The sequence below is a fragment of the Exiguobacterium indicum HHS 31 genome (genome assembly GCF_001939065.1).
GTDB classification, from domain to species: domain Bacteria; phylum Bacillota; class Bacilli; order Exiguobacteriales; family Exiguobacteriaceae; genus Exiguobacterium_A; species Exiguobacterium_A indicum.
The window spans coordinates 1084503-1109083 of sequence record NZ_MPSZ01000001.1; the positions used below are offsets into that span (position 1 = coordinate 1084503).

At 44.8% G+C, this 24581-nt stretch carries 26 protein-coding genes; 7 read left to right on the plus strand and 19 right to left on the minus strand.

All coding sequences use genetic code 11. From position 1 onward, the window contains the following. Nucleotides 1–47: 47 nt before the first annotated feature. Nucleotides 48–1718, minus strand: a complete 1671-nt coding sequence (locus N179_RS05945) for a glycoside hydrolase family 13 protein (protein WP_058264844.1) — start codon at nucleotides 1716–1718, stop codon at nucleotides 48–50. Nucleotides 1719–1942: 224 nt separating this feature from the next. Here N179_RS05945 and N179_RS05950 point away from each other — a divergent pair, with 224 nt between their 5' ends. Genes N179_RS05950 through N179_RS05960 form a run of 3 tightly spaced genes read left to right on the plus strand, consistent with a single transcriptional unit; the run spans nucleotide 1943 to nucleotide 3876 of the window. Next, nucleotides 1943–2560, plus strand: coding sequence for a hypothetical protein (locus N179_RS05950; protein WP_023468584.1), 618 nt, complete (start codon nucleotides 1943–1945; stop codon nucleotides 2558–2560). Nucleotides 2561–2608: 48 nt separating this feature from the next. Further along, nucleotides 2609–3403 carry a thymidylate synthase gene (locus N179_RS05955; protein ID WP_055968468.1) on the plus strand — a complete coding sequence of 265 codons (795 nt, stop codon included), beginning with the start codon at nucleotides 2609–2611 and terminating at the stop codon, nucleotides 3401–3403. Beyond that, the gene (locus N179_RS05960) at nucleotides 3400–3876 is read left to right on the plus strand and encodes a dihydrofolate reductase (RefSeq protein WP_075642514.1); all 477 of its coding nucleotides are present in this window, start codon (nucleotides 3400–3402) and stop codon (nucleotides 3874–3876) included. The genes N179_RS05955 and N179_RS05960 overlap by 4 nt, the downstream gene beginning before the upstream one ends. 50 nt (nucleotides 3877–3926) lie before the next feature. Here the strand turns inward: N179_RS05960 and N179_RS05965 are convergent, their stop codons facing one another. Beyond that, a complete protein-coding gene (locus N179_RS05965; protein WP_023468587.1) occupies nucleotides 3927–5444 on the minus strand; it encodes a GGDEF domain-containing protein in 1518 nt (505 codons plus the stop codon). Nucleotides 5445–5524: 80 nt separating this feature from the next. Then, nucleotides 5525–6919, minus strand: coding sequence for a class II fumarate hydratase (gene fumC / locus N179_RS05970; protein WP_035396940.1), 1395 nt, complete (start codon nucleotides 6917–6919; stop codon nucleotides 5525–5527). 118 nt (nucleotides 6920–7037) lie between these two features. On the opposite strand from fumC, the gene N179_RS05975 reads away from it, so the two are divergent. Further along, nucleotides 7038–8342, plus strand: coding sequence for a hemolysin family protein (locus N179_RS05975; protein ID WP_075642515.1), 1305 nt, complete (start codon nucleotides 7038–7040; stop codon nucleotides 8340–8342). A gap of 22 nt (nucleotides 8343–8364) precedes the next feature. Here the strand turns inward: N179_RS05975 and N179_RS05980 are convergent, their stop codons facing one another. Genes N179_RS05980 through N179_RS05990 form a run of 3 tightly spaced genes read right to left on the minus strand, consistent with a single transcriptional unit; the run spans nucleotide 8365 to nucleotide 10920 of the window. Beyond that, nucleotides 8365–8766 carry a reverse transcriptase-like protein gene (locus N179_RS05980; protein ID WP_023468589.1) on the minus strand — a complete coding sequence of 134 codons (402 nt, stop codon included), beginning with the start codon at nucleotides 8764–8766 and terminating at the stop codon, nucleotides 8365–8367. After that, nucleotides 8759–9718 carry a CobW family GTP-binding protein gene (locus N179_RS05985; RefSeq protein ID WP_023468590.1) on the minus strand — a complete coding sequence of 320 codons (960 nt, stop codon included), beginning with the start codon at nucleotides 9716–9718 and terminating at the stop codon, nucleotides 8759–8761. Before N179_RS05985 ends, N179_RS05980 begins: the two co-directional genes overlap by 8 nt. 11 nt (nucleotides 9719–9729) lie before the next feature. Further along, the gene (locus N179_RS05990) at nucleotides 9730–10920 is read right to left on the minus strand and encodes an HD domain-containing protein (protein ID WP_075642516.1); all 1191 of its coding nucleotides are present in this window, start codon (nucleotides 10918–10920) and stop codon (nucleotides 9730–9732) included. Between the two features lie 139 nt (nucleotides 10921–11059). Between N179_RS05990 and N179_RS05995 the strand changes: the two genes are divergently transcribed. Then, nucleotides 11060–11545, plus strand: a complete 486-nt coding sequence (locus N179_RS05995) for a hypothetical protein (protein ID WP_023468592.1) — start codon at nucleotides 11060–11062, stop codon at nucleotides 11543–11545. Nucleotides 11546–11814: 269 nt separating this feature from the next. On the opposite strand, the gene N179_RS06000 is transcribed toward N179_RS05995, so the two are convergent. From N179_RS06000 to yvfG, 11 genes are all read right to left on the minus strand, one after another. Continuing rightward, the gene (locus N179_RS06000; RefSeq protein WP_023468593.1) at nucleotides 11815–12381 is read right to left on the minus strand and encodes a deoxycytidylate deaminase; all 567 of its coding nucleotides are present in this window, start codon (nucleotides 12379–12381) and stop codon (nucleotides 11815–11817) included. Between the two features lie 47 nt (nucleotides 12382–12428). Next, nucleotides 12429–13637, minus strand: a complete 1209-nt coding sequence (locus N179_RS06005) for a toxic anion resistance protein (protein WP_023468594.1) — start codon at nucleotides 13635–13637, stop codon at nucleotides 12429–12431. Then, complete coding sequence (locus tag N179_RS06010; protein WP_023468595.1) at nucleotides 13624–14367, minus strand: 5-bromo-4-chloroindolyl phosphate hydrolysis family protein; 744 nt, start codon at nucleotides 14365–14367, stop codon at nucleotides 13624–13626. The genes N179_RS06005 and N179_RS06010 overlap by 14 nt, the downstream gene beginning before the upstream one ends. Nucleotides 14368–14618: 251 nt before the next feature. After that, entirely contained in the window at nucleotides 14619–15962 is a 1344-nt protein-coding gene (locus N179_RS06015; protein ID WP_075642517.1) for a sodium-dependent transporter, read from the minus strand. A 173-nt stretch (nucleotides 15963–16135) separates the two neighbouring features. Next, nucleotides 16136–17008, minus strand: a complete 873-nt coding sequence (locus N179_RS06020) for a diacylglycerol/lipid kinase family protein (RefSeq protein ID WP_035396868.1) — start codon at nucleotides 17006–17008, stop codon at nucleotides 16136–16138. Next, nucleotides 17005–18522, minus strand: coding sequence for an ABC transporter permease/substrate-binding protein (locus N179_RS06025; RefSeq protein ID WP_023468598.1), 1518 nt, complete (start codon nucleotides 18520–18522; stop codon nucleotides 17005–17007). The genes N179_RS06020 and N179_RS06025 overlap by 4 nt, the downstream gene beginning before the upstream one ends. Further along, a complete protein-coding gene (locus N179_RS06030) occupies nucleotides 18519–19250 on the minus strand; it encodes an ABC transporter ATP-binding protein (RefSeq protein WP_035396921.1) in 732 nt (243 codons plus the stop codon). The genes N179_RS06025 and N179_RS06030 overlap by 4 nt, the downstream gene beginning before the upstream one ends. 184 nt (nucleotides 19251–19434) lie before the next feature. Next, on the minus strand, nucleotides 19435–20070 hold the full coding sequence (locus N179_RS06035) for a 3D domain-containing protein (RefSeq protein WP_023468600.1): 636 nt from the start codon (nucleotides 20068–20070) through the stop codon (nucleotides 19435–19437). A 347-nt stretch (nucleotides 20071–20417) separates the two neighbouring features. Then, a complete protein-coding gene (locus tag N179_RS06040) occupies nucleotides 20418–20627 on the minus strand; it encodes a hypothetical protein (protein WP_023468601.1) in 210 nt (69 codons plus the stop codon). Nucleotides 20628–20687: 60 nt separating this feature from the next. Then, the gene (locus N179_RS06045; protein WP_023468602.1) at nucleotides 20688–21299 is read right to left on the minus strand and encodes an NUDIX hydrolase; all 612 of its coding nucleotides are present in this window, start codon (nucleotides 21297–21299) and stop codon (nucleotides 20688–20690) included. After that, nucleotides 21296–21517, minus strand: a complete 222-nt coding sequence (gene yvfG, locus N179_RS06050; protein WP_023468603.1) for a protein YvfG — start codon at nucleotides 21515–21517, stop codon at nucleotides 21296–21298. The genes N179_RS06045 and yvfG overlap by 4 nt, the downstream gene beginning before the upstream one ends. 88 nt (nucleotides 21518–21605) lie before the next feature. On the opposite strand from yvfG, the gene N179_RS06055 reads away from it, so the two are divergent. Further along, the gene (locus tag N179_RS06055; RefSeq protein WP_023468604.1) at nucleotides 21606–23180 is read left to right on the plus strand and encodes an FAD-dependent monooxygenase; all 1575 of its coding nucleotides are present in this window, start codon (nucleotides 21606–21608) and stop codon (nucleotides 23178–23180) included. A gap of 33 nt (nucleotides 23181–23213) precedes the next feature. Beyond that, nucleotides 23214–23531, plus strand: a complete 318-nt coding sequence (locus tag N179_RS06060; RefSeq protein ID WP_029341982.1) for a hypothetical protein — start codon at nucleotides 23214–23216, stop codon at nucleotides 23529–23531. A 44-nt stretch (nucleotides 23532–23575) separates the two neighbouring features. On the opposite strand, the gene N179_RS06065 is transcribed toward N179_RS06060, so the two are convergent. Both N179_RS06065 and gpsB read right to left on the minus strand, forming a co-directional pair. Next, complete coding sequence (locus N179_RS06065) at nucleotides 23576–24130, minus strand: nuclease-related domain-containing protein (protein ID WP_075642518.1); 555 nt, start codon at nucleotides 24128–24130, stop codon at nucleotides 23576–23578. Between the two features lie 131 nt (nucleotides 24131–24261). Beyond that, nucleotides 24262–24576, minus strand: a complete 315-nt coding sequence (gpsB, locus tag N179_RS06070; protein WP_023468607.1) for a cell division regulator GpsB — start codon at nucleotides 24574–24576, stop codon at nucleotides 24262–24264. Nucleotides 24577–24581 lie beyond the last annotated feature (5 nt).

Sequence of the window (24581 nt, forward strand, 5' to 3'; positions counted from 1 at the left end):
GCGTCATTCTTTTTTTGAGTCAGCCCTCTGTTTTATGGCTAGATGAATCAACCTTCAAACGTACGAAAGACGACTGCCTCATAAGGTCGAAGTGTGAGTTCGTCGGTAATGACGGACTCTTCATAGTTTCCGATGACCCGATCTGACGTATCATGCGTAGACGGAATATTCACATCATGATCCGCAAACGAACAGTAGACATACCATGTCTCCCCTTCAAGCGTTCGTGAATAGGCGTAAACTTCTGGATGATCTTCGAGTAAGAGTTGATAGCGACCATAGACGACGAGCTCATGGTCATGTCGTAGACGAATCAACTGTTGATAGTAATAAAAGATGGATTGCTCATCTGCAAGCGCCTGTTCGACGTTGATTTCCGGATAGTTTGGATTGACCTTCAACCACGGTGTTCCCGTTGAGAAACCAGCGTTCTCCGACGCATCCCACTGCATCGGTGTCCGCGCATTGTCTCGTCCTTTGATATGGATGGAACGTAGTAGTTCAGCCGGTGATGCCCCTTGTTCCGTACGTTCTTTCCACATGTTTCGAATTTCGATATCTTCATAGTCCGCGATGTCTTCAAAAGCGACGTTCGTCATGCCGATTTCCTCGCCTTGATAGATATATGGCGTCCCTTTTAACAAATGCAACAATGTAGCAAGCATTTTAGCTGACTCGACGCGGTACGTCGTGTCATTTCCGAATCGACTAACGACACGGGGTTGATCGTGGTTGTTCCAATAGAGCGAGTTCCAGCCCGTCTCATGTAAGGCCGTCTGCCATTTGGTGAAGTTTTGCTTGAGTTTAAGTAAATCAAACGGAATGACGTCCCATTTCCCATTCGGACCTGAATCGAGATCCATATGTTCGAACGTAAAGACCATGTTGACCTCTTTACGTGCCGGATCCGTGTAAAGAATGGCATCATCCGTCGTCGCTCCTGGCATCTCACCGACTGTCAGGACATCGTATTTACCGAAGGAGGCTTCGTTCATCTCGTGTAAAAACTCATGGACACGCGGTCCGTTGATATAATGTTCTCCACCATCTCCATACAGTGCTCCTGGATGGACCGTCGCATCTGGTAAGCCAGGTGTCTTTGAAATCAAGTTGATGACATCCATTCGGAAACCGTCAATCCCTCGATCCAACCACCGACGAATCATCCCGTACACATCATGACGCATCTGCTCATTTTCCCAGTTCAAGTCAGGCTGCTTCTTCGAGAATAAGTGTAAGTAATACTCATTCGTTGTTTCATCATATTCCCAGGCAGGTCCAGAGAAAATCGATCCCCAGTTGTTTGGTAGCGAACCGTCTGGATTTGCCGGGCGCCACATATAATAATCCCGATATGGATTGTCCTTGCTTTGACGCGACTCCGCGAACCACTGATGTTCATCTGACGAATGATTGATGACGAGGTCCATGACGATTTTGATATCTCGTGCATGTGCCTCATCTAGAAGACGATCAAAATCATCCATCGTCCCGAATTCCTTCATGATGGCTTCATAATCACGGATATCATAGCCATTATCGTCATTCGGTGAATCATAGACAGGACTTAGCCAAATGACGTCGATACCAAGTGTCTTCAAATAATCCAACTTTTCGATGATTCCGTTCAAGTCACCGATTCCATCCCCATTCGAATCATTATAACTACGTGGGTAAATTTGATAAACGACACTATCATGCCACCATTTACGTTCCATCCTCAACACTCTCCTCTTTTATGTACGTAACGTGCTACATATTGAGCAAACGATTGCATCAATTTGTAAAAGCGCTTTCAATTATCACAACGTCATCTTAACATGTCCATGAGAGGTGCTCAAGCAAGAACCTTAACATATTTGATATCATGAAATATGAAATACAAGTGTTTACTACATCCAAGATGATGGGAAAGAAAGGTATGAGAAAGGAGTGTGGACAAATGTATCGTCGATATTTGCTCTTCCTTGTCTGGGCGATTGCTATTGTCTTCATCTTATTATTTGGAAATAATCGTGTCTTTCCAGAAGGTTTCTTGATGTCGTTTTTACGTTTCGACCAAAGTCAATTTGATACATCCGCGTTAAGTTTATTTGCCTTACTCGGCATTTATCCGTTCGCTTTCTTTTTACTATTTCTAGATGAGAAACGATTCATGCGCCCCGGACCGCTCGTCGCAAGTATTGGATCGTTCTTCTTAGGTGCCTTCGTGTTGATGCCTTATGTCGCCCTCGCTATTCCAAGGAAAACGTTTCTTCCTTTTCGTCGTCGCGGGTGGATTCCTACCGTCGTCGCCTTACTTAGCGTCGTGACGACATTATTGCTTTGGATTGCTCTTGCTCGGTCTGATTGGAGTATATTCCGCATCTACTTTGAGACCAATCAATTCGTTCGAACGATGACCGTCGATTTGTTATTATTCTACATTCTGCAAGTCTATCTGCTCCGGCGCATTCGTGTTCGGAATGCACAATCACTAGAGTGGCAAGACGTGATTCCGCTCTTTGGCTTATTCCGTTATCTATTCGCAAGACATTTACCGACATCCTCAAAATCTTAATTTATGGTACAATGAAATTTGGATTTTTCGAAAAGGAGATGTCATCCGATGGAACAATATCATGCACTTTGCGAACACATTTTGGAACACGGAACAAAAAAGGAAGACCGGACGGGAACGGGAACACTCAGCGTGTTTGGTCACCAAATGCGCTTCTCCCTTCAAGATGGTTTTCCTCTCATTACGACGAAAAAGTTACATATGAAGTCGATCATCCATGAGTTGATTTGGTTCATCTCGGGTGATACGAATATTCGTTATCTACAGGAAAATGGTGTGCGGATTTGGAACGAATGGGCCGATGAGAACGGAGATCTAGGTCCTGTTTACGGGGCACAATGGCGCTCTTTTCCACGTCCAGATGGCACGACGGTCGATCAGCTAGCACAAGTCATTGAACAGATCAAAACGAATCCGGATTCTCGTCGTTTGATCGTCAGTGCTTGGAATCCTGGACAAGTCGATGAGATGGCTTTACCACCTTGTCATCTCTTGTTCCAATTTTATGTCGCTGACGGAAAACTATCATGCCAATTGTATCAACGTTCAGCTGATGTTTTCCTAGGCGTACCATTTAATATTGCATCTTATGCGTTACTGACACATATGATTGCTCATGTGTGTGGACTTGAGGTTGGTGACTTCGTTCATACGCTCGGTGACGCTCATATTTATTCAAATCATATTGAACAAGTTAATCTTCAGTTGACGCGTACCCCGAAAAAATTACCGACGCTGCGCTTCGCTCGAACAGTCGATCGTATTGAAGACTTCCGCTTCGAAGACATCATCATTGAAGGCTATGATCCTGATCCGCACATTAAAGGTGTGGTAGCCGTATGATCACACATATCGTAGCGTTTACAAAAAATCATGTCATCGGTCGTGACAATGCGATGCCTTGGCACCTTCCAGCTGATTTAGCTCACTTCAAGCGTACGACGATTGGCAAACCTATCATCATGGGACGAAAGACGTTCGAATCCATCGGACGACCGTTGCCCGGTCGAGAGAACATCGTCATTACGCGCGATCAGACGTTTGCAGCCGAAGGTGTAACGGTATGGCATGATCTATCTGCTTTGCAACCATACGTCGATTCAGAAGAAGAAGTCTTTTTGATTGGTGGTGGAGAGTTGTTTGCTCAAACGCTTCCTCTTGCTCGCCGCCTGTATATCACTGAAATTGATACGGTTCTTTCTGGAGATGTACATTATCCCGAAATCCCATCTTCATTTCAGATTACTTCCGAAACACATTATGATGCGGTCGAGGGAAACGATTATCCGTTCATCATTCGTCGATATGATCAGTAACTAAAAAACAGCCACATTGCTCCGTATGATGGACGAATGTGGCTGTTTTTTTAAGGAATTTGCATGATCCATTCAGCAATCCATTCCTCCATATCAGAATCGATCTGTGAGGTCATGATATAGTCTGTCGCACCGCATGATAGCGCATTGGCTAAACGATCGTCTTCTTGATCCGTCACGACCAAAGCATCAATGATCGATTCCCGTTGTTGTCTCCACTCCTCTAATCGTACAAAGTTCTCGCTTGCTAACTGATCGAGTGAAAGAATCGCCAATTGTATTGGCGACGTCCGTTGATCATCTAGCGGAATCACCTCAATATGGTATTTCGGATGACCCGGCATATCAAGCGTATGTACCTGTTTAAGGAATCCTTCCTCGACACGGATATAGACTGGTATTTTTTCGATCGATATCGCTGTCGAATAGGACACCACTTGATTACGACCATTACGTTTCGCTTGATACAGAGCTTCATCTGCCTCTGCTGTTGCTTGCGCCAGGGATGTGAGGAGATCAAAAGCAAAGGAGAGACCAATCGAAACCGTTACTTTTAATCCGTTCGCAAAAATATGGCGCTCGACACGCTCGCGAATTTTATTCATACTCGCAACGGCTTGCGGTACTGTTTCTGCTGAAAACAATAAGATGAATTCCTCACCACCGAAACGAATGAATTCATCATCGAGACGAGCGGCTTGTTGAACGATGGTAGCTAGTTCGGAGAGGACCAAATCCCCCGTTGGATGTCCATGTAAATCATTGATCCTCTTAAAATGATCGATATCAAAAATCGCTAACCCAAATGTCCGCTGTTCACGTTCGAGACGTGCTACGCGACGATCAAAGGCATTTTGGAGGTATTTCCGGTTATAAGCTCCCGTCAGTTCATCGACCAAGATCGTCGAAGATACGACCCTTAATTTTCGTAATAGTCTCGCTAGACGAACATGTCGTTCTTCATTCGTCACTGTCTCATCCCAGTAGTCATCGGCTCCCATCTCATAGCTGACTTGACGAATATCAGACCGGTTTGGACCTACGATGATGACGGGAACGAATGCTGACTCCATTTGTTTGATCAGTTTTTGGAACAACTCCAATGATTCCACGATAGATGAATGGTCGATAATGACGGCATCCATAGCAATATCATGTGATATCGACAACGTGTCTTCCACCGAACTGAAGAATCGTGACATATAGCGCTCCTGTTCGAGCGATTTTTTCCATTTGATATTCTCAAGAAAACGTCTTGTCACAGTGACGACCAATTCTTTTCGAATCCGGTTGGCGCGTGAACGGTCCGACAACTGATCGACGATTGGCTGCAGTAATTCTTTAACGATTGGCTGCGTGATGACCGCATTCATTTGTTCCCACGTCGCTTTTTCCCGACTCACTTGATCGGCAAGTCCTCTGAACAGTTCCTCTCTCCCGAGTCCTTCAAGCCAGCTTGCCAATGCGAGTAGTTCTGTTCGTGGCACGGCCGGCATCCGAAGTAACGTCTCGACCATGATGATCGTCTGTTGCAGTTGTTTTTCTATTCGTTTTCGACTTCGTTCCATCCAATCCCCTCTCTTTCTATACATCCGAAGAACAATCCTCGGATAAAGAGAAAGCGAGGGAAATCCCCCGCTTTTTCAACTCACGCTTTTAAGTTCGGACGGACCATATCTGCTGGTACGATCCATTGATCATATTGTTCTTCTGTTAGTAGACCAGTCGCAAGTGCTGCTTCTTTTAAGGTTGACCCGGATTGATGCGCTGCCTTTGCAATTTTCGCCGCATTCTCATATCCAATATGCGGGTTGAGTGCAGTGACGAGCATCAACGAACGTTCGACGTTCTCAGCGATGACGGACTGTTCTGGTTCGATTCCGATCGCACAGTGGTCATTGAACGAATGCAAGGCATCTGTCAGTAAACGAACCGATTGTATGAAGTTATACATGATGACCGGCTTGAATACGTTTAGTTCGAAGTTTCCTTGACTTGCAGCAAAACCAATCGTCGCATCGTTTCCAAGGACTTGCGCTGCGACCATCGTCAACGCTTCACTTTGAGTCGGATTGACTTTCCCCGGCATGATTGAGCTTCCCGGCTCATTTTCTGGAATCGTAATTTCGCCGATTCCTGCTCGTGGACCTGACGCGAGCCAGCGAACGTCGTTTGCGATCTTCATCGCGTCCATCGCTAACGCTTTGACCGCACCATGCGTAAAGACGAGTTGATCGTGGCTGGTTAGGGCGTGGAATTTGTTTTCCGCGCTCGTGAATTCATATCCCGTCTCCTCGCTCATCTTTTGCGCAGCCAAATCACCGAAGTCCGGATGTGCGTTGATGCCCGTCCCGACTGCCGTACCGCCGATTGCTAATTCTGTTAACGGATCAAGCGTCCGTTCGATCATCTGCTTCGAAAGTGCAAGCATCCGGACCCAACCGCTGATTTCTTGACCGAGTGTGATCGGTGTAGCATCTTGCAAGTGTGTCCGTCCAATCTTGACGATATCCGCAAACGCGTTCGCTTTTTCGTCAAGTGTCGCATGCAACGCATCGATTGCTGGGAATAGTGATTCCAGCAAGACTGTCTTCGCTGCTAAGTGCATCGCTGTCGGATATGTATCATTTGAACTTTGTGATTTGTTGACGTCATCATTCGGATGAATCGTCGTCTCACTGCCTTGTTCTTTCAACTTACGTGTCGCGACCCGAGCGATCACTTCATTGACGTTCATATTCGACTGTGTACCTGAACCCGTTTGCCAAACGACAAGCGGAAACTCATCATCGAATTTCCCCGCGATGATCTCGTCACATACTTCAGCGATGACACCCGCTTTTTCTGCCTCAAGCACGCCTAAGTCGCGGTTCGCAAGCGCCGCTCCTTTTTTCAGGACTGCAAAGGCACGAATGACTTCAATCGGCATTTTTTCCGTTCCGATCTTAAAGTTTTCTAGACTACGTTGTGTTTGTGCGCCCCATTCCTGCGCTTCTGGTACACGAATTTCCCCCATCGTGTCACGTTCTACACGGTATTCCATAAACAAATTCCCCCTTTTGATTATTTCTCTTTTAGTTTAACGCAAAAGTAGACAGAATGGGAATGAGAGAGACAGTTTTCGGGAATAGTTTATTATCGAAAAAAGGAGTGAAGATTTCATGTGGTTGATTAACTTAACGATTGTACTGCTTTTGATTCTAGCAAACGGTATTTTTGCGATGACTGAACTCGCTTTGCTTTCCTCCAAACGGTCCAAATTAGAGAAAGCAGCGAATGATGGCAAAAAGTCAGCCCATGTTGCATTAGAGTTACTCGATCGACCAACCGATCTGTTATCGACTGTTCAAGTCGGCATCACGTTAATCGGAATCGTCAATGGTGCCTTTGGTGGTGCTGCTCTCTCAGGACCGGTCATCAAGTGGCTTGCTCAATTCGCGTGGCTCGCCCCTTATGCCAGTACGATCGGTTATATTCTCGTCGTAACGATCATCACCTATATTTCGCTCGTCATCGGTGAACTCGTTCCTAAGCGTATCGCCCTTGTCAGTCCAGAACGGGTCACGATGTGGCTTGCCCCACCGATGCGTTTTTTCTCGATTGTGCTTCGACCATTCATTTGGGTTCTAAGTAAGTCGACGAGTTCCATCTTCCGTTTGATTGGTCTGGATCGCCTGCAAACAGAAGACGAGACGGAAGACGAAGTCCGGCAATTACTGATTCGTGGTACGCAAGAGGGCACCTTCAATCGATCTGAAGCAGAGCAAGTCTCTCGTGTGTTTGATTTTCATGATTTGTACGCGTACGAACTGATGGAGCCGCGTACCGTTACCGAATGGATTGACTTAGCGGATGACTCCGACACGATCTTACAAGAGCTCCGGCAAGCACGACATCGAAACTTACCGGTTGGTCATGGTGACTTGGATCACTTTGTCGGTTTCATCGATGCGAAAGAGGTGCTATCAACGGAACGACCTGTTCAAGAACTTGAACGACTGATTCAATCACCACTGATCGTTCCCCGTCAATTAAAAGCAACCGTCTTGCTTGAACGGATGCGCAAAGAGACGGTATCCATCGCCTTTGTTCTTGATGAATACGGTGGTTTCCTCGGCATGATCACCTTATTCGACATCCTCGAAGCATTCGTTGGCGAAATTTCAAGCGTCGAGGAAGAACCGGAACTCGTCATGCGAAAGGATGGCTCCTTCCTCGCGGATGGTCTATTGCACATCGATGATTTAAAGCGGACGCTCGGTTATACAGAAGACTTACCCGGTGAACAGTTGAACGCCTATCATACGGTTGCTGGTTTGATTCTATATACGTTAGGTGATGTACCCTCCCGTGGAAGTACTGTCGAAATTGGACCGTACCGGTTTGAAGTCGTTGATTTAGACGGACGACGCGTCGACCAAATTCTGATCGAGCGTATCGAACATGAACAAACACCCCTACCGTGAGGATAGGGGTGTTTGTCGTCAATCATGCTTCGTATAATCGTAACGCTTCTCGTGCGACACGATCTGCTTTGTTCTCCGACCGTGGAATCCACTTCACGAAAGCGAGTGGTAAGAGTTGATAACGCGCAAAGGCAGGATCAAAGATCGTCTGTGTTCGTTTGTTCTTGACGAATTCGCGTTCGACTGCGAGTGCAACCGCTTCTGAATCCGTCCGAAACGAAATGACGCTCTCGCCTTGTGCAATCAGTTCGTGCGCCCAATCGACGGCTTTCGCAAAAGCAATAAATTCTGCTTCATGATTATTGATCGCTTGAATTTGATACATTTTTTCCGTGACTTCTCCCTCGGAATTTTTACTGAAAAGCCCAACCGCCGCTTCATCATTTGAAGGACGGACCGTACCGTCAAAATAAAGTTCAACCATGTTCAATTGCCGCCTCGATTCCTTTTCGTATCGCTTGTTCATCTAGCCCTTTCCCAATGAAGACGAGCGTCGTCTTTGGTTGTTCGCTAAATGGTTCTCTGATTGCTGTGCCGTAAATCATGCCAGTACCTTGTAAAATGACCTTTCGATCCGTATCTGCAAAATGAATGATTCCTTTATAGCGATAGAGATCTTCCGCATACGCTTCTAACACCTCACGTAGGACCATTCCGAATCGATTTCGGTTCAAGGGTCGTTCCTCGACGATCGTCAATGCCGTGAAATCCTCAACCGACTGATGAATCTGATCCGTTTGTTGACTGAGTCGTACTTGCTCTTCTTTTGGAAAATGGAACGTTTCAAACAGTCGGTCCGATTCAAGTTGAGCCTGTTCCGTTTCAATGATAGCTGCAGAAGGATTTCGTTCGCGCAGTAAAGCGGACAACGTTTCGCGCTTTGACTCGTCAATCAAATCCATTTTATTCAAGATCAGGACGTCAGCAAAGCCGATTTGTTTCACATTTTCTTGGAACGTCAGTTGACGTTCCAAGTGGTACGCATCGATGACTGTGACAACACTTGAAATCTGATAGGACTGTTCAACAGCCGGCTCAAAGTAGAATGTCTGTAGAATCGGTCCTGGATCCGCAACGCCTGTCGTCTCAATCAATAATCGATCAAACGATAACTCCCCATCTCGACGGCGTTTTGCGATCCGTAGCAACGCATCCCGTAAATCGCCTCGAATCGAACAACAAATGCAGCCATTCGTCAATTCGATCATCTCTTCGTCACTTCGTTCAATCAATGCTTCATCAATATGAACAGAACCTACTTCATTGACGAGCAAGGCAAATTTTTCTGTCGGTTGAGAAACGAGATGATTGAGTAGCGTAGTTTTACCGGCACCTAAAAAACCAGTGATGACGGTCGTACGTATTTTGTCTTGCATGATTTCACTCCTTAGCGTCCTTGTTGCTGACGCCATTTTTCTTTTCGTGCATCGAGTAGATCAATCGCATGAAGATACCAAGCATCTGTCGTTTGCGGCGTAACACTTGACCCCCACTCGCGTTTACCATGGTGTGATAATACCATATGCATGAGACGGTGATAAACAGCACGCGGTAATCGGATATCTTCTTCTCGAAGTGTTTGTTCAAGAACAAAACAACCATATGGCATATGACCCATCAATACACCGTCCGGATCAAGCGCAATACCTGCCAGTTCTTCCTCTTCCTCTGTTACGTGCAACAGTCTTGAAAAACGATCTGTCGATGCACCCGCATGCGTATACTCCCATAGCTTTCCGATGTCGTGCAATAAAATACCGAGCAACAACTCATTCGGATTCGGTCGTTGATCTAACAGAGCAATCCCTTTTGCCGCTTGATAGAGGGCATCAAAACTGTCATCCCAAGAAAATTGACGTATCTCTCGTTCAGCTGCTTGGAAGAGTTCATTTTTATGATCGGCTTCTGCTTCTTGAATACATTTGAGTAGCGTCAAGTATGGTTGTTCACTATCACAGATTCCTCGACCAATCGTCATCATACAAGCAGTATGTTTCAGCAACCCACCGATATAGGCATGGTGATGAAACAGAGCAGCCGGTCGTGTTGAAAAATCCGCCCAGTACTGTCGCAGAATCGATAGTGCGATTTCTTGGTAAGGAGAATCAAGTTGATCGATTAGTCCAAACAACTGATCACGATACGTTTCAAGGGATTCATCTGCCGGTAATTGCGGCAAGAACTGCGTCGGTGAGGCATCATGAATCGGAGTGACGCGCTGAACGGTCAATGACTTGTTTCCGGATTGCGACGGATATTCCTCTACCTTCGCCTCGACCCGAACGATTCGTGTTTCGAGATATGGACGAAGTGCTTCTTCTGCCGTTCCTTGATTGATCCACTGTTTTCCCTTACAAGATCCAGCGGGCGAATTGAACGTGAACTGTAACCATTCTCTCCCGGTTTGACCAGTACGGATTTCACCAGAGGCAACGAGTAACACTTCTTCGATTCGCTCACCCGGAACAAGCGTCTCTATCGAAAGTCCAATCGGTTGATTCGATTGATGGATGGAAAAAGCATCATTTCCATAAGAAGGCATTGTCACTTCCGGAAGTGCTTTGAATAATTGAATCACGTCATCTCACTCCTTTTTCTTCACTCATATCATAGCAGACACGATTTCATCACGACTACTAATAAACAGATATTGTAAGCGTTTTCTAAATGAATTATGATGAAACTGGAAGTCCATTTATGCTTAAGGAGGAGAAACGATGATTCGACCACTTACTCAACTATACAGTGAAGCTGTTGGCACACTCGATCAATGGACGGTATCCGAAATTGTGACACGCGATCAAATTCGGCAAGCTGTCCAGGTGTACGATCCATATCAAATGCATACGTCGTATGCTTTGGAACATTTGTTGATTCATGAATTGCGTGAGGCTTGTCATCATGTCCAAGAACAAGGGCTAACGTTGGCTGATGCGCAAACAGAGCTTCTCATCCTCTCTGCTTTCCAAAGTGATGCTGGCTACCAAGCAGAGGAAATTCAAGATATGTCTCCCACTGCAATCAAACGGCACTTGTCTTCGCTAGACGCCGCCTTCAACCGACTATTACATCAACTATTCTTACATCAATCGCAACCAGACATCCTCTGTCAGCGATTCATGACGATCCTCTCAGGTGCGGTCGCCACAAAATGTGCAATCCGTGCTAAACGCCTCAAGGAAGCGACACTTGTTCATCCATAAAAAAAATCCTGACTCATGTGAGTCAGGATTTTTCATTCAACGACCTGGCATTCCAGCTCCTTGATTGGTTTTGTATGAAAATGCGGCGTTCCGCTTCGTCATATTCTATAGTCATCATGCCAAACTATTCAAGGTCTGTCAATTCTTTTCTAAAAAAAAGTGGACCGATTTTCGATTGAAAATCAGTCCGAATGGAAGAGTGAATAATTACCATGGCAATGCTTGATTTCATCATACAATGCTATGGAAGCGTTTACAACCCTTTTTCGTTAAATTTTTTCAAGAAAATATTCGTTTGCGAGTGGCAAGTGGATGACTTCGATTCCACTTTGTCGCATCAGGTTCAGTCCGTCCCCATACTCATACCCTGTCGAATAAACGACACGATCGATTTTAGAAGCGATGAGCGCTAAACTACACGCATGACACGGACTATGTGTGACATAAGCTGTTGCATGACGCGCGCTCGTCGAATCAGCTGCTAGCTTACCGAGCGCGTTGATTTCAGCATGAATCTCATGTTGCTTCGACCATTCATGGTGTTCTTCCTGATTTTCGCACCGATAAAAGAGAGTTCCGTTTCGTTCAACCGATTCTTCAACAATCGGGTGGTCAGGACGTGATGTATAGAGAATACCATCTTGCTTTAAGTAAATTTCGTTGCAATTCACATGCTGACTAGGTGTTCCGTTTATTCCGATCGAAATTGGCTTTTCATCTTTAACGATGACACAGGCAACGGATTTTGAGGCACATTTTGAATGACGGTCTGCCATCATCCGTGCGAATAATAACCATGTCGTATCCCATTTCAACTGCTTCTCTTCATTATTCATTCAAACTCTCCTTTCATGAAGGAAAGGAACACGAAATGTCGTGTTCCTTAGTATGGTCGATTCGGTAATTCTCTGCTTTTTGAGGCGACTTCGATGACTTTTTGTTTCAATTCATTCTCCATTCGCTCTAGTTCATGCTCTGCGTCGCGTCGCTTTTGTTTTCCTTCTTGTTGGATACGTAATGTCTCATCCAGTGTCTCGATCAAGTTTTGGTGCGCTACTTTTAACGATTCGACGGATACGATGCCTTTTTCGTTTTCTTCCGCAATTTCAATCGACGATTCCTTCAGCAACTTCGAATTTTGCTCAAGTAACTGGTTCGTCGTATTGGTGACATCCTTCTGCATTTCAAGTGCTGCTTTTTGACGCGACAGACTCAAAGATAGGACAACTTGGTTCTTCCAAAGTGGAATCGTATTGACGACTGCTGATTCAATTTTTTCCGCTAGAATTTGGTTATTTTGTTGAATGACACGAATTTGCGGTGCCATCTGCAAGCTAATTGTTCGGGATAATTTTAAATCATGGATTTTCTTTTCAAAACGATCCGTCAATTGAATCAAGTCATTCAATTCCTGTAACTTCGTTTGATCCCGCGATACCTCGACTTCCGTTCGTAACGGTTCGATTTCATGTTGACGAACGTGAGCGATTTTCGTCTCGCCAGCTGCAATATAGACGTTTAATTCCTCAAAATAACGCTTGTTCTTTTGATACATTTGATCGAGTAACGTGATGTCTTTCATCAATCCAAATTTTGATCGATCAAGATTGTGTACGACTTCTTCGAGATAAGCGCTCATTTTCTCGTATTGCAAGAAATACGTTTCCGCTTTTTTCTTCGCCCGACCGATGACCGGCACGTTCGACCAGAAGCTCTTTTTTTCTTGAAGCGTATCTGGATCCATTTGGCGGACACGCTGCATTAAGTCACTCAGTAATTTCCCTGCTTCCCCGCCGTCCTTCATCTTCACTTCACTTAAGACTTGATCAGAGAATTGGGATAGTTCACGCTGAACGGGCGCCCCGAATTGCATGACGGCATCCGTTTTTTGTAGATCGATCACCTGCAGTAGACGTTCAATCTTTTGTCGTTGTTCTGCTGGAACATCCGAAGGAATCATTTCTTCGACAGGGCGAGCCGGCATTTTGGGCGGTGTCTCCGCTACGTTTAAGTCGACCGACGGATCAGAAATCGTCGGTTGATCTTGCTCATCAGGCCATTGTTGCCATGTATCTTTATCAGAATGGGTCATGTCGGTAACTCTCCTCCTGTTTTCGTTGTTCAGTCTCTTGCGTCAATACCTTTTCAATCGTTAAGAGTTCCCGTTCTAAATCAACGGTATCCCCTTCAAGCAACAAGGTTTGTTGTTGCTTTAATTTTTGTCCGATCATTTTCAAGTTCGAAATCAATTGATTTTTCGTATCCAATTGAACTTGAGCGCCACGGCGTTCCAAATCGGCATATTTTTCTGAAATCGACAGTAAGGAATCCAGATAGAACGTAAAGAAGTCCCGAACTTTTTTGACGTCGCGTGGACTTTCATATAACTCCTCGAACAAGACATGTGCTTCCCGTGAGACGATGCGCATCTCACTTCTGATTTCACTATCTCGAATAGAGGGAACGATTTGATCGTACGTCTGGATTTTTGTGAATCCTTCTTCGATCGTCCGTTGCAATACTTGAAGTTCTAAATCATCCGTCTCTTCAAATCGGCGTGTCGCCCGTTCCGGTTTTAAAATGACACTTCCGACGAACTCATCTTCGTCATCAAGTAGTAATTTCTTTTTCACATTTTTCCGCTTGATTTCGGTCGATTTCCGTTCTGTCCGATATCGTCGACCTGGTTTTGTTCGATAACCGCTCCAAATGAACCACAAACCAAGAGCGATGAAGATTCCCGAGAAGTTGAACGTATCGGCCAATTGTAGAAATACGAACATCATACCGATGGAACCAAATATCCACCATGAAGACTTCATGTCATCCCCTCTTCCTTCGTACTGATTCTTCTATCAGGTTTACGTGTCTTTATTTTAACATTACGTAACGTCTAACAAAAAGTTTCCCGTTTTTCCGAAATGTTACGCCTCGTGTATTTATATTTCAACATACTTTTAAAAATATCGCATCAGACCGAAGAATGAACTATTCGTTCTTTCTTTCGCATGATTCTTTTGACAACAAATAAGGTAGTCGACAAAATTGTCGACTACCCAAAAAAAGTGATCTATTATCCGAACATTGGCCATACAAGGATGATCAAAATTGCGATCGGACTCAAGTAACAAACACTCACACGCCACACAGGCACGATTTTTTTCATGAATGGACTCGTCACGAGTTCCTGTTCGACAAGAGCTCGATCGAGCTTGTACCCAGCAAAAATCGAAATCAGTAAAGCACCAATCGGCATTAAAATATTCGAGACAAGGAAATCAACGCTGTCAAAGAACGTTTTCCCCATGAATTGAGCATCACTCAACATACCGAACGAGAGTGCGGACGGAATTCCGACGATCGCAATCGCAAGTGTCGCAAGCCATGTCGTCCGCTTTTTATCACGCGATGTCGCATTCTCCTTACGATCCGTTAATGAAGCAACAACGACCTCAAGCATAGCAATCGATGAAGTGATCGATGCGAAAGCAAACAGAAGGAAGAAAAGTGTTAAGAACAACGAGCCAAACTGGATCTGACTGAAAACAGTCGGCAATACGATGAAAAGCAATGCCGGTCCTTCTGCAGGGTCAAGACCCGAAGCAAAAACAGCTGGGAAAATCGCGAATCCAGCTAATAATGAGACCGCGATATTCATCGCGACGATCCATGCGGCGGAACGATTAATCTCGCCACGTTCCTTCATGTAGGAAGCATACGTCAGCATCGCTGATACACCGAGCGATAAGGAGAAGAACGCTTGGCCAAGCGCACTCAGGACCGAAGTTCGGTTGAGGACCGAAAAATCAGGCTGTATGAAGAATTTAACACCTTCCATTGCACCATCAAGTGTCAATGATCGAACGACAAGGATGATGAAGCACACGAATAATAATGGCATCATGATTTTACTCATTTTTTCAATACCGGATTGAACACCACGTAAGACGATCCAACATGTCAAAGCGAGGAAAATCAATTGCCCTGAAATGACATATAACGGTGAGGCGGAAATCGTTCCGAACAATTCACCAAGCGCACCACTGTCCATCGTCGTCAGGCGACCTGTGAAACCAAGAATGGTATAAATCAAAACCCATCCTCCGATGACGCTGTAGAAAGAGAGCAACAAGAAACAGGCGATGACACCCAGTACACCAATGAATGTGAACTTCTTATGACCAAGTGCCGAGAACGCTTGAAGTGCTGTTTTTCCACTCGTACGACCGATTAAAAACTCGGCAATTAAAACGGGCAGTCCAAGTAATAAGGTAAACACGAGGAACATGAGTAAAAACGCGCCTCCTCCGTTCGTTCCAGTCGTGTACGGGAATTTCCAGATGGCCCCCAGACCAATGGCGGATCCCGCTGCTGCTAAAATAAATCCAACTTTTGAAGCCCATGCGTTTCCTTTCATGGTGCTCCACCTCCTTTTCAAAATACTTTTTCATTGTACAGAAAGAATCATTGAAAGTCATCCTTTATCAAATATTTTCTTTAAAGCGTCAAAGCATAACCGCATATATGTACTGAAAGATAAAAAAGAAGACCGTTTTTTATGACGACCTTCTTTTCATTCATTACTTTATATTATTGTGTGCCTCCATACATGCGCAGATACTCCGGCAATACTTTAACTGTAACCGGTGTATGGATGGCTTTTTCACCATCTGTATCGATCACTTTTGCGTCTTTTGTTTTCAACTGAAACCCACTCGTCAAGATATGTGTAAAGGAAGGATCATTGGCAAGACCAATTTTTTGAAGGATCACATCTCGAATGGTTGTTAAATTTACTTCATCGACGATCACTAAATCAAGTTTCCCGTCATTATAGGCTCCATCTGATAAGTTCGTCTCGATTCCACCGAGCGATTCTCCGTTTGCCGCAAGAATGAGAACCGCTTCGCCGGTCATGTGACGACCTTCATCTAAAATCAGTTCATATTCGAAGGGTTGTGCTTCTAGACTTGAGCGAATCGTCGATAGATAATATCCCATCTTCCCGAGGCGTGCTTTTTCTTCTGTATCGATGCCAATCGATGCCTCTGCGACAAGACCGACACCAAGGAAATTCAAGAAATAGCTATTTTCGACTTGTCCGAGATCGACCTGAACAACGTGTTGCATCGCGATCGCTTCTGCAGCAAGCCGAGGAGCCATCGGTAAGCCAAGAGTTCGAGCGAAGTCGTTACAGGTCCCTCCAGGAATGATACCGAGTATCGGGCGATCATCCAGTTTTGCGACCCCGTTGATTGTCTCAAACACCGTTCCATCTCCACCGATGACGACGACCGCATCAAATGCGGATGAATCTTCCGCAAATTGCATCGCATCTCCAGCTTGCTTCGTATTCTTGATGACGATTTCATCGAATAATGTACTTAATGGTTCGATGACTTCTCCAAGTAATCCGGTGCCGTTCGTCCCAGCTGTCGGGTTACTGATCAGTAAAAGTTTCATTGAATGACGCCTTCCTTCTTCAGGTAATCACGAGCGACCTCATTCGCCGTCTTTCCGCCGTATGCGACGGCTTCATTCATTTTTGACATCTCTTCATCTGAAATTTTACCTGATAATTGCTCAAGTGCTTGTTTTACTTCTGGATACTCCTCGATCGTCTCTTGTCGCAGAAGAGGAGCTCCTTCATATGGAGGAAATAGTTGCTGATCGTCTTTTAAGACGACCATGTCGTATTTCGCAATCTCCGGATCTGTCGAGTAAGCATCAATGACATCGATCTCACCTGACTCGATTGCTTTATAGCGCAATTTTGGTTCCATCGTGACGACTTTCTGGAAATTGACATCATATTTATCTTGAATCCCTTTATACCCATCCTGTCGATCCTTAAATTCTAACGTGAATCCAGCCGTCAACTGATTCGCGACCTGTTTTAAATCAGAGATCGTCTTCAAATCGTAACGGTCTGCTAATTTCTTTGGAACAGCTACAGCATAGGTATTGTTATAGTTCATCGGTGGTAGCAAGGCTAAATCTTGTTTTTCAAGACCGGCTTTTGCCTGTTCATACACTTCTTTTGCATCATTCGACTTCGGTTTTTCATTCGTCAAACTAGCGAGCACCGTTCCTGTAAACTCTGGATACGCATCGATATCACCTGATTCGAGCGCCTTATAGACGAAGGTCGTCTTCCCGAAGTTCGGTTTGACTTGTACCGTCAAATCCGTTTCATCTTCAATGACAATCTTATACATGTTCATTAAAATTTCCGGTTCTACACCTAGTTTTCCAGCGACGACGAGATCTGGTCGTTCACTGCGACCGACAGCAAAAGGTGCGACGACGATCGCAACCATCAAGACGACTGCCGTTACGAGACGTGCTGTTTGTCGTTTACGAGTCGCTACTTCCGTTTGACGTAATAAGCCGTCAAATAAAAGCGCGAGCAGTGCTGCTGGAATCGCACCGAGCAATAATAGATAGTTATCATTACGGTCAATCCCGAGAAGAATGATCGAGCCTAATCCTCCAGCACCGATCAGGGCGGCAATCGTCGCCGTACCAATGATCAGTACCATCGCGGTCCGAATCCCGGCCATCATAACAGGTAAAGCTAGTGGGAGCTCGACTTTCCAAAGGCTCTGCATCGGAGTCATCCCACATGCGCGTGCCGCTTCCTTAATCGAAGGATCAACTTCGGCAAGCCCTGTATAAGTGTTTCGAACGATCGGTAATAAAGAATACAAGACAAGTGCAATGATCGACGGTACTGTACCGATCCCGACAAGCGGTATCATCAAACCAAGTAATGCGAGTGATGGAATCGTTTGGATGACTGAAGTCACACCAATCGACCACTCGCTCAGACGCTTGTTACGTGATAAGTAAATCCCAAGCGGAATAGCGATCACACAGGCAATGAGCAAGGAGATGACAGATAATTGGATATGTTCGATCAACGCTTGAAGCAATTCAGTCTTCCGGTCTTGATACGTTTCGATCAATCCATTCATTCGACACTCCCCCTGACTTGACGCATGAATTCTTGAACGAACGGATCGTTACTTGCTAGTACCTCGTCCTTCGTACCGATGAAAGCAATCTCTCCAGCGTTCATCAGACAGATGCGACTCCCTAGTTTCAACGCTTCATTCATGTCATGCGTGACGAACAAAATTGTTTTACCAAGCTCTTCGTTTAGATGCAACAAATCATTTTGTAATTGTTCCCGTGAAATGGGATCAAGCGCAGAAAATGGTTCGTCCATCAAGATGACGTCTTGTTCTGCTGCGAGTGCCCGCATAACCCCAACACGTTGTTGCTGTCCACCAGAGAGTTCACTTGGATATTTTTTCTTAAGTGAGGTGTTTAACCCAGTCAACCGAAATAATTCATCGACCCGTTGTACTACTTTCTCCTTATTCCACTTCAATAATTCAGGTACGACGCTGACGTTCTCCTCAATCGTCATATGTGGAAAGAGGGCAATCTGTTGTAAGACATAGCCAATTCGCCGACGGAGTTCATGTTCATTGATCGACATGATCGGTTCACCATCGATCCAAATTTGTCCTTCCGTATGATCAATCAATCGATTAACCATTTTCATCGTCGTTGTTTTACCGCATCCTGAAGGACCGATCAAACAAAAAATCTCGCCTTGTTCAACCGTAAAATTCACGTGTTGCACTGCCTTTGTTCCGTCTGCATACGTTTTGCCGACATCCTTGAATTCAATCACGAACCATCCCTCGTTTCCCGGTTTATTATCTTTGTAAAATTCCCCTTTCTTGGACATTCTAAAACCTATTCCGTCCACTCTTTCCCCTGTTTTCTAAATCCAACATCGAACAGATCGTTCTTTTATCCTTCCTCAAAACAAAAAAGACGATGGAAACTATCCATCGCCTAACCGTATACTGCTCTTATTCGAACGTCACCGTGACTTGACGGCGACCCCATTCTAAAGCTTCTTGTTTTGAACCGACAAGAAGATCCATGATTTTCCCGCGAATCGCACCACCTGTATCGAGCGCAATTGCGTCGCCGAAACCTTCTACATGTACCTTAGTTCCAAGCGGTACGACCGATGGATCGACAGCAACGATGCGACGTCCTTCGTATGTAATCGTATTCGTGACGTCATAACCCGATGCTGTTAAGGCACGACCATTATACAAACGGCTTCCATTGTTTTCTGGATTCGTCGTATATGCTGTCGTCTCAAACGTTTCCGTACGCTTTGTGGAACGGTTAGCGTTTGCTTGTGTTCGACTTTGTTTCTTTACCTGTCGTGTTTCCTTTTTGGCTTCTTGTGCTGCTTTTGCTTTTTGCTCTGCGTCTGCTTTTTGCTTAGCCAAGGCTTTTAGACGCGCTTGTTTTTTCGCCTCTGCTTGTTCACGCTTCTCTTGAGCAGCTTGACGCTTCATCTCTAATGGATTTTGTACGATCGTTTTCTCCGTACCGATCCCAATTTGTGCTGCCGACGCTTCATGATGCGGCAAAAGAATAAATATGAATCCCGCTAAACAAAGGGATAAAAGGAATGATGTTCGTTTCATGTTGATGCCAACCTTTCTCGCCGTTTTACGACCCGCACAACGTATCACGGTGACAAATAGTTTGAAAAGCGAACACCATGAATTGAAATATATCTGTTAAAAAGTAACGAAATGGTTACACGCTTACAAAAAACGCTCTCAATCGTTGTATATCAACGTTTTTATATTTTGTAACCGTTCTGTTACGAATTAATCTTTGTTACTTTTTTGTAATAAATGTATCTTTTCGATGTTTTCAGTCATTTTGTCCAATTCTTCAAAAATCAAAAGAATGTAGGATTTCATTATTATTCAGTTCACTGGATGAACATAAAAAAACACACCAACATGTGGTGTGCTTTCATGTGTTACTTTGTTTTACGTTCTAACAATTCAATCTCTGACTTTAATAAGACTTGTTTTTCAAACTCTAATCCGAGTGCCTCAAAGTTTTTCGTGTGGGATACATCACCAACGACCGTATTTGTCAATACTGCCGTTACTTCCGCTACCCAGCCTTCTTTCGTTTTTACCATATCGCCAACGATATAATCGAATAACTCTTCTGTTTCTTCCATTTGACTCATCTCCTGACACGTTCAATTACAGTTAATCATATAAAATAACGACCGAAAAAGCTAGTCACGCGTCAATTGAGCTAAGAACTGGCGCAAGATTTTAGCGGTTAATCCCCAAATAAGATAATCCCCGTGCTCATAAAAGTGCTCCGTGACTGTATACGTACGATCCAGATAGGCTTCTCGATTCGCCATGCGTTCGGTTGGCACTTCCTTACCGGGGCGGATCCGCCACTCCATATCTCCTTTAATCGGCTTCGAAGTCATCAATTCCGTTAATGACACGAGAAACACATGATCGACTTCGGCCGGCGAAGGATTAAAGTCCGTCGCATGAAGAATACCAAGATACGGGTAAATGATCGACCGGTTCGGTGTCACGAGTGGTTCAAGCGTTCCAATCACTTCAATCTCAGAAGCACTGACATTTAATTCTTCGACCGTTTCACGGACAGCTGCTGCTTTCGGTAATTCACCACCATCGATCCGACCACCTGGAAAAGCGATTTCACCTGGTTGCGAACGTAGTGTCTTAGCTCTCACTTGAAATAACAAATAGACTTCGCCATCTTGCTCGACTAATGGAACGAGTACAGCTGCCGCATGACGAGGTAAACGTTCTTCAGAATCTACGTAATGCTTTCGGATATCGGCTAAGTTCACCTGTTTCATCGCCCTTCTTGTGCAACGTGTTGGTACGCCTCTTCCAGATGGCGCATACGGACGATGAGATCCGCATTCTTAGCAATCCGGTCCGATAAAATCGATCCTGCTACCGTCTTGTAATAGGCGTTTAACGCATGTCGTTTCGTCAGATGTGCCTCATTCTGACGGATATATTCTTTAAAATTCGCAATCAATCGTTCTGTCGTAAAAAGTTGTTCGTTCACAAGTTTCATCCTTTCACACGTCAAGCGTGTCATCAATAGTTTAATGGTAACGAGTTTTGGCTAAGATGTAAATTAAGGGGGGTTATCCGTGAATAAAAAATTAGATGTCCTCATTATCGGTGCCGGACCAACCGGTTTAACACTCGCACTCGCACTCTCACGCTATGGATTATCCTTTCGCATCGTCGAACGTGCAAGCGGACCATCTGTCGTCTCAAAAGCGATCGGGATTCAAGCGCGTTCTCTGGAGTTGTTCGCAAGGCTTGGTGTTGCAGAAGACTTGATGGAGAATGCAATCAAAATCAATCAAGGAAACCTCTATGTCAATGGTGCATGGCAGGCAAAACTTGATTTTACGGATTTGAATACACCTTTTCCGTTCGTCACGCTGTTGCCTCAAAGTGAGACGGAACGGATTCTTGAAGCGCAACTCGCCAAATATGGACACGTAGTCGAGCGCGAAACAGAATTAACAGGGTTTGCTCAATTTCCAACATTCGTTACAGCATCCTTACAACATAAAGGAGAAACAGAGACGGTCGACGCTTCCTTCATCATCGGAGCAGATGGTGCAAACAGTTTCGTCCGTCGTGAGCTCGGGCTTCCGTTCAGCGGGAAGTCGTTTAAAGAATCGTGGGCACTGGCTGACATCGAGGTCGACTGGCCGCTCTCTTCTGAGGAGGTTCATATTTTTTTCTCTGATCATGGCGTTATCGAGTCGTTCCCTCTCCAGTCGAACTTGTTCCGGATTACCGGCAATCTAACGAGCGGACCTGTTCCGACCGACCATAAAGCGATTGACGATTTTTTACAAAATCGAGCCAAAGTACCGTTTGAGCTCAAAAAAGTCCATTGGTATTCGATGTTTCGCGTCCATAACCGGATCATCGAGAAATTCGGACACCACCGGATTTATTTGATCGGGGATGCAGCACACATCAATTCACCCGTCGGTGGTCAAGGAATGAATACCGGAATTGCTGATGCGATGAACCTCGCTTGGAAACTATGGTGTGTCCATCAGTTCAAGGCGAGTTTTCCGTTACTTGATTCTTATAGCGTCGAACGTCGAGAAGCGGCACAAGGGATTTTACGATCAACCAATCTTGCAACGGAACTCTTGCAAATCAATATTCCCTTTTTATTACCCTTGCAGGAAAAAGTCATTCGTAATAGCCTCAAGATCGCACCCTTACATCATTTCGTGACGAACCGGATTGCACAGCTCAACAGCCACTACCCAGCGAGTTCGACCTTCGTCACACAAGGACACTTTAGTCCATTGACACCAAAACCAGGTGAACCGATGCCTTACAGTGAAGTCGTTCACCCGCGGACGAAAAAGAACGAACTATTGTTACGTCGTGCCGATCGGAATTTCTTATTACTACTGTTCTTACCAAAAAATGCAACCGATGATCTTCTTGAGCCATTCAAGGAACTCGCCTATACCTATCCCGATCTATTTGAGACAGTACCGATCCATCAATCCCTTAAAGAGGATGGTGTCGTCGATCAAGGTGGTGAACTGGCAAGACGCTTTGGCATCAAGCAATCTGGATTATATTTAATTCGCCCTGACGGTTATATCGCGTATCGCCAACAAGGTTTGAAAAGTAAATCGTTCGCCCGCTATGTTGAACGTTTACTTTATGCGCGTTAACTCGGTATGATAGTAGGTGAGGTGAAGGTAAAGATGGATATACAGCTAGTTCGAACGGTTTTAATCATTCTTTTAGTCATTGCATTTCTCGTTATCGTCAGCAGACGAACGAAGGAAAACCTTCGATGGTCACTAATCGGGGAAGCATTTGGTGAAAAAGGAGAAGATTTATTAAAGGACGCTGCTCGACTCGAAGCAGCTGACTTAGACATTCGAGTCGAACGCGGCGTCAAGACTTCGTTTTTATTCCGGCGTTTCAGTAAAGACTTGGATGATCGCGTAGCGGTGTATGTCTTGAAAGAAGACTTGGATCAAGCTGAGGACATTCTTGCTTCTCGACCAAGACGATGAATTCAAACGAAAAGGCAGTGAAGCGAGCGCTTCACTGCCTTTGTTCATTCCTGCTGCTGCGCGAGATAAAACGCAACTTGTTTTCGTTCTTGCTCTTGAACAGGGGAGGATTTCTTTGAGACGATGAACGCCCGCACATCCTTGAAACTGTGCCCCGTCGGGAATTTAATTCGTTCCGTCCGCATCTGTGGTGCATTCGGAAAAAGTGTGATGCCATGAATCGGAATGATGATCCCTTGTTCTTTTAGCGTTTTTCGAACCGCTTGAACGATTTGTTTCGACTGATTGATGGGATGAAGTGCAAACACTTTTCTTCCATGCTCAGAATCCATGACATGACAAGATTCCTCCGTCATCCATTCTACGACCGCATCGTTTTGTAACACGAGGAACAATCCTTTTGGTCCGATCAGCGCAAAAGGAATGACAATCGTGTCAGAAAGACGAATCCGATCAAACAACATCCAATCAAAACGACAAACATGACGGATTTCATTACAGAGTGCATCCGTCTCACTCGTCGTCGTACTCACTTGTTTACTTGCAAAAAAACGACGGCGCGGTGGTTGAGGAACAGAAGCAGTCATGACTTGTAACATGGTTCATCATCCTTTGTAGTATGTATTATTAGTTATCTTAACACCGTTTTCGTTCAGATGACGATTCTTTCAAAAAAGAAGGAAATAAAAAAAGACACTTCTGATCTGACAGAAATGTCTTTTTTGATAAGTCAATCTTGGTGCGGACGTCCGAAAACGGCCTTCTCTAAATTTGAAATACGACGTAACATGTCATAGTTCGATGAACTTGATACTTGTGGCTCCGCTTGCTCGACGCGGCGCTCTTCACGTTTTACCGGTTGTGCTGGTGCTTGTTTTAACGCCTCGTTCTCTTTCTTCAGACGTTCGATCTCACGTTCGAATCCTTCATAATCTTTAATGATTTGATCCAAATATCCATCGACATCTTCGATGACATAGCCACGGAGGCCGGTTTTGAATTCCTTTTTGTAAATATCGTCCGCTGTCAACAATGGCTTATACATCCTCT

Excerpts from the sequence above, each read along its gene's own strand:
- N179_RS05980 (WP_023468589.1), bottom strand. The coding sequence starts at position 8,766 with ATGGTTGAACTTTATTTTGACGGTACGGTCCGTCCTTCAAATGATGAA.
- N179_RS06000 (WP_023468593.1), bottom strand. The coding sequence starts at position 12,381 with ATGAATAATGAAGAGAAGCAGTTGAAATGGGATACGACATGGTTATTA.
- gpsB (WP_023468607.1), bottom strand. The coding sequence starts at position 24,576 with ATGTATAAGCCATTGTTGACAGCGGACGATATTTACAAAAAGGAATTC.
- fumC (WP_035396940.1), bottom strand. The coding sequence starts at position 6,919 with ATGGAATACCGTGTAGAACGTGACACGATGGGGGAAATTCGTGTACCA.
- N179_RS06025 (WP_023468598.1), bottom strand. The coding sequence starts at position 18,522 with ATGAATGGATTGATCGAAACGTATCAAGACCGGAAGACTGAATTGCTT.
- N179_RS05995 (WP_023468592.1), top strand. The coding sequence starts at position 11,060 with ATGATTCGACCACTTACTCAACTATACAGTGAAGCTGTTGGCACACTC.
- N179_RS06065 (WP_075642518.1), bottom strand. The coding sequence starts at position 24,130 with ATGTTACAAGTCATGACTGCTTCTGTTCCTCAACCACCGCGCCGTCGT.
- N179_RS06045 (WP_023468602.1), bottom strand. The coding sequence starts at position 21,299 with ATGAAACAGGTGAACTTAGCCGATATCCGAAAGCATTACGTAGATTCT.
- N179_RS06005 (WP_023468594.1), bottom strand. The coding sequence starts at position 13,637 with ATGACCCATTCTGATAAAGATACATGGCAACAATGGCCTGATGAGCAA.
- N179_RS05950 (WP_023468584.1), top strand. The coding sequence starts at position 1,943 with ATGTATCGTCGATATTTGCTCTTCCTTGTCTGGGCGATTGCTATTGTC.
- N179_RS05965 (WP_023468587.1), bottom strand. The coding sequence starts at position 5,444 with ATGGAACGAAGTCGAAAACGAATAGAAAAACAACTGCAACAGACGATC.
- N179_RS06010 (WP_023468595.1), bottom strand. The coding sequence starts at position 14,367 with ATGAAGTCTTCATGGTGGATATTTGGTTCCATCGGTATGATGTTCGTA.
- N179_RS06035 (WP_023468600.1), bottom strand. The coding sequence starts at position 20,070 with ATGAAACGAACATCATTCCTTTTATCCCTTTGTTTAGCGGGATTCATA.
- N179_RS06040 (WP_023468601.1), bottom strand. The coding sequence starts at position 20,627 with ATGGAAGAAACAGAAGAGTTATTCGATTATATCGTTGGCGATATGGTA.
- N179_RS05960 (WP_075642514.1), top strand. The coding sequence starts at position 3,400 with ATGATCACACATATCGTAGCGTTTACAAAAAATCATGTCATCGGTCGT.
- N179_RS05955 (WP_055968468.1), top strand. The coding sequence starts at position 2,609 with ATGGAACAATATCATGCACTTTGCGAACACATTTTGGAACACGGAACA.
- N179_RS05945 (WP_058264844.1), bottom strand. The coding sequence starts at position 1,718 with ATGGAACGTAAATGGTGGCATGATAGTGTCGTTTATCAAATTTACCCA.
- N179_RS06060 (WP_029341982.1), top strand. The coding sequence starts at position 23,214 with ATGGATATACAGCTAGTTCGAACGGTTTTAATCATTCTTTTAGTCATT.
- N179_RS05985 (WP_023468590.1), bottom strand. The coding sequence starts at position 9,718 with ATGCAAGACAAAATACGTACGACCGTCATCACTGGTTTTTTAGGTGCC.
- N179_RS06020 (WP_035396868.1), bottom strand. The coding sequence starts at position 17,008 with ATGAAACTTTTACTGATCAGTAACCCGACAGCTGGGACGAACGGCACC.
- N179_RS05975 (WP_075642515.1), top strand. The coding sequence starts at position 7,038 with ATGTGGTTGATTAACTTAACGATTGTACTGCTTTTGATTCTAGCAAAC.
- N179_RS06015 (WP_075642517.1), bottom strand. The coding sequence starts at position 15,962 with ATGAAAGGAAACGCATGGGCTTCAAAAGTTGGATTTATTTTAGCAGCA.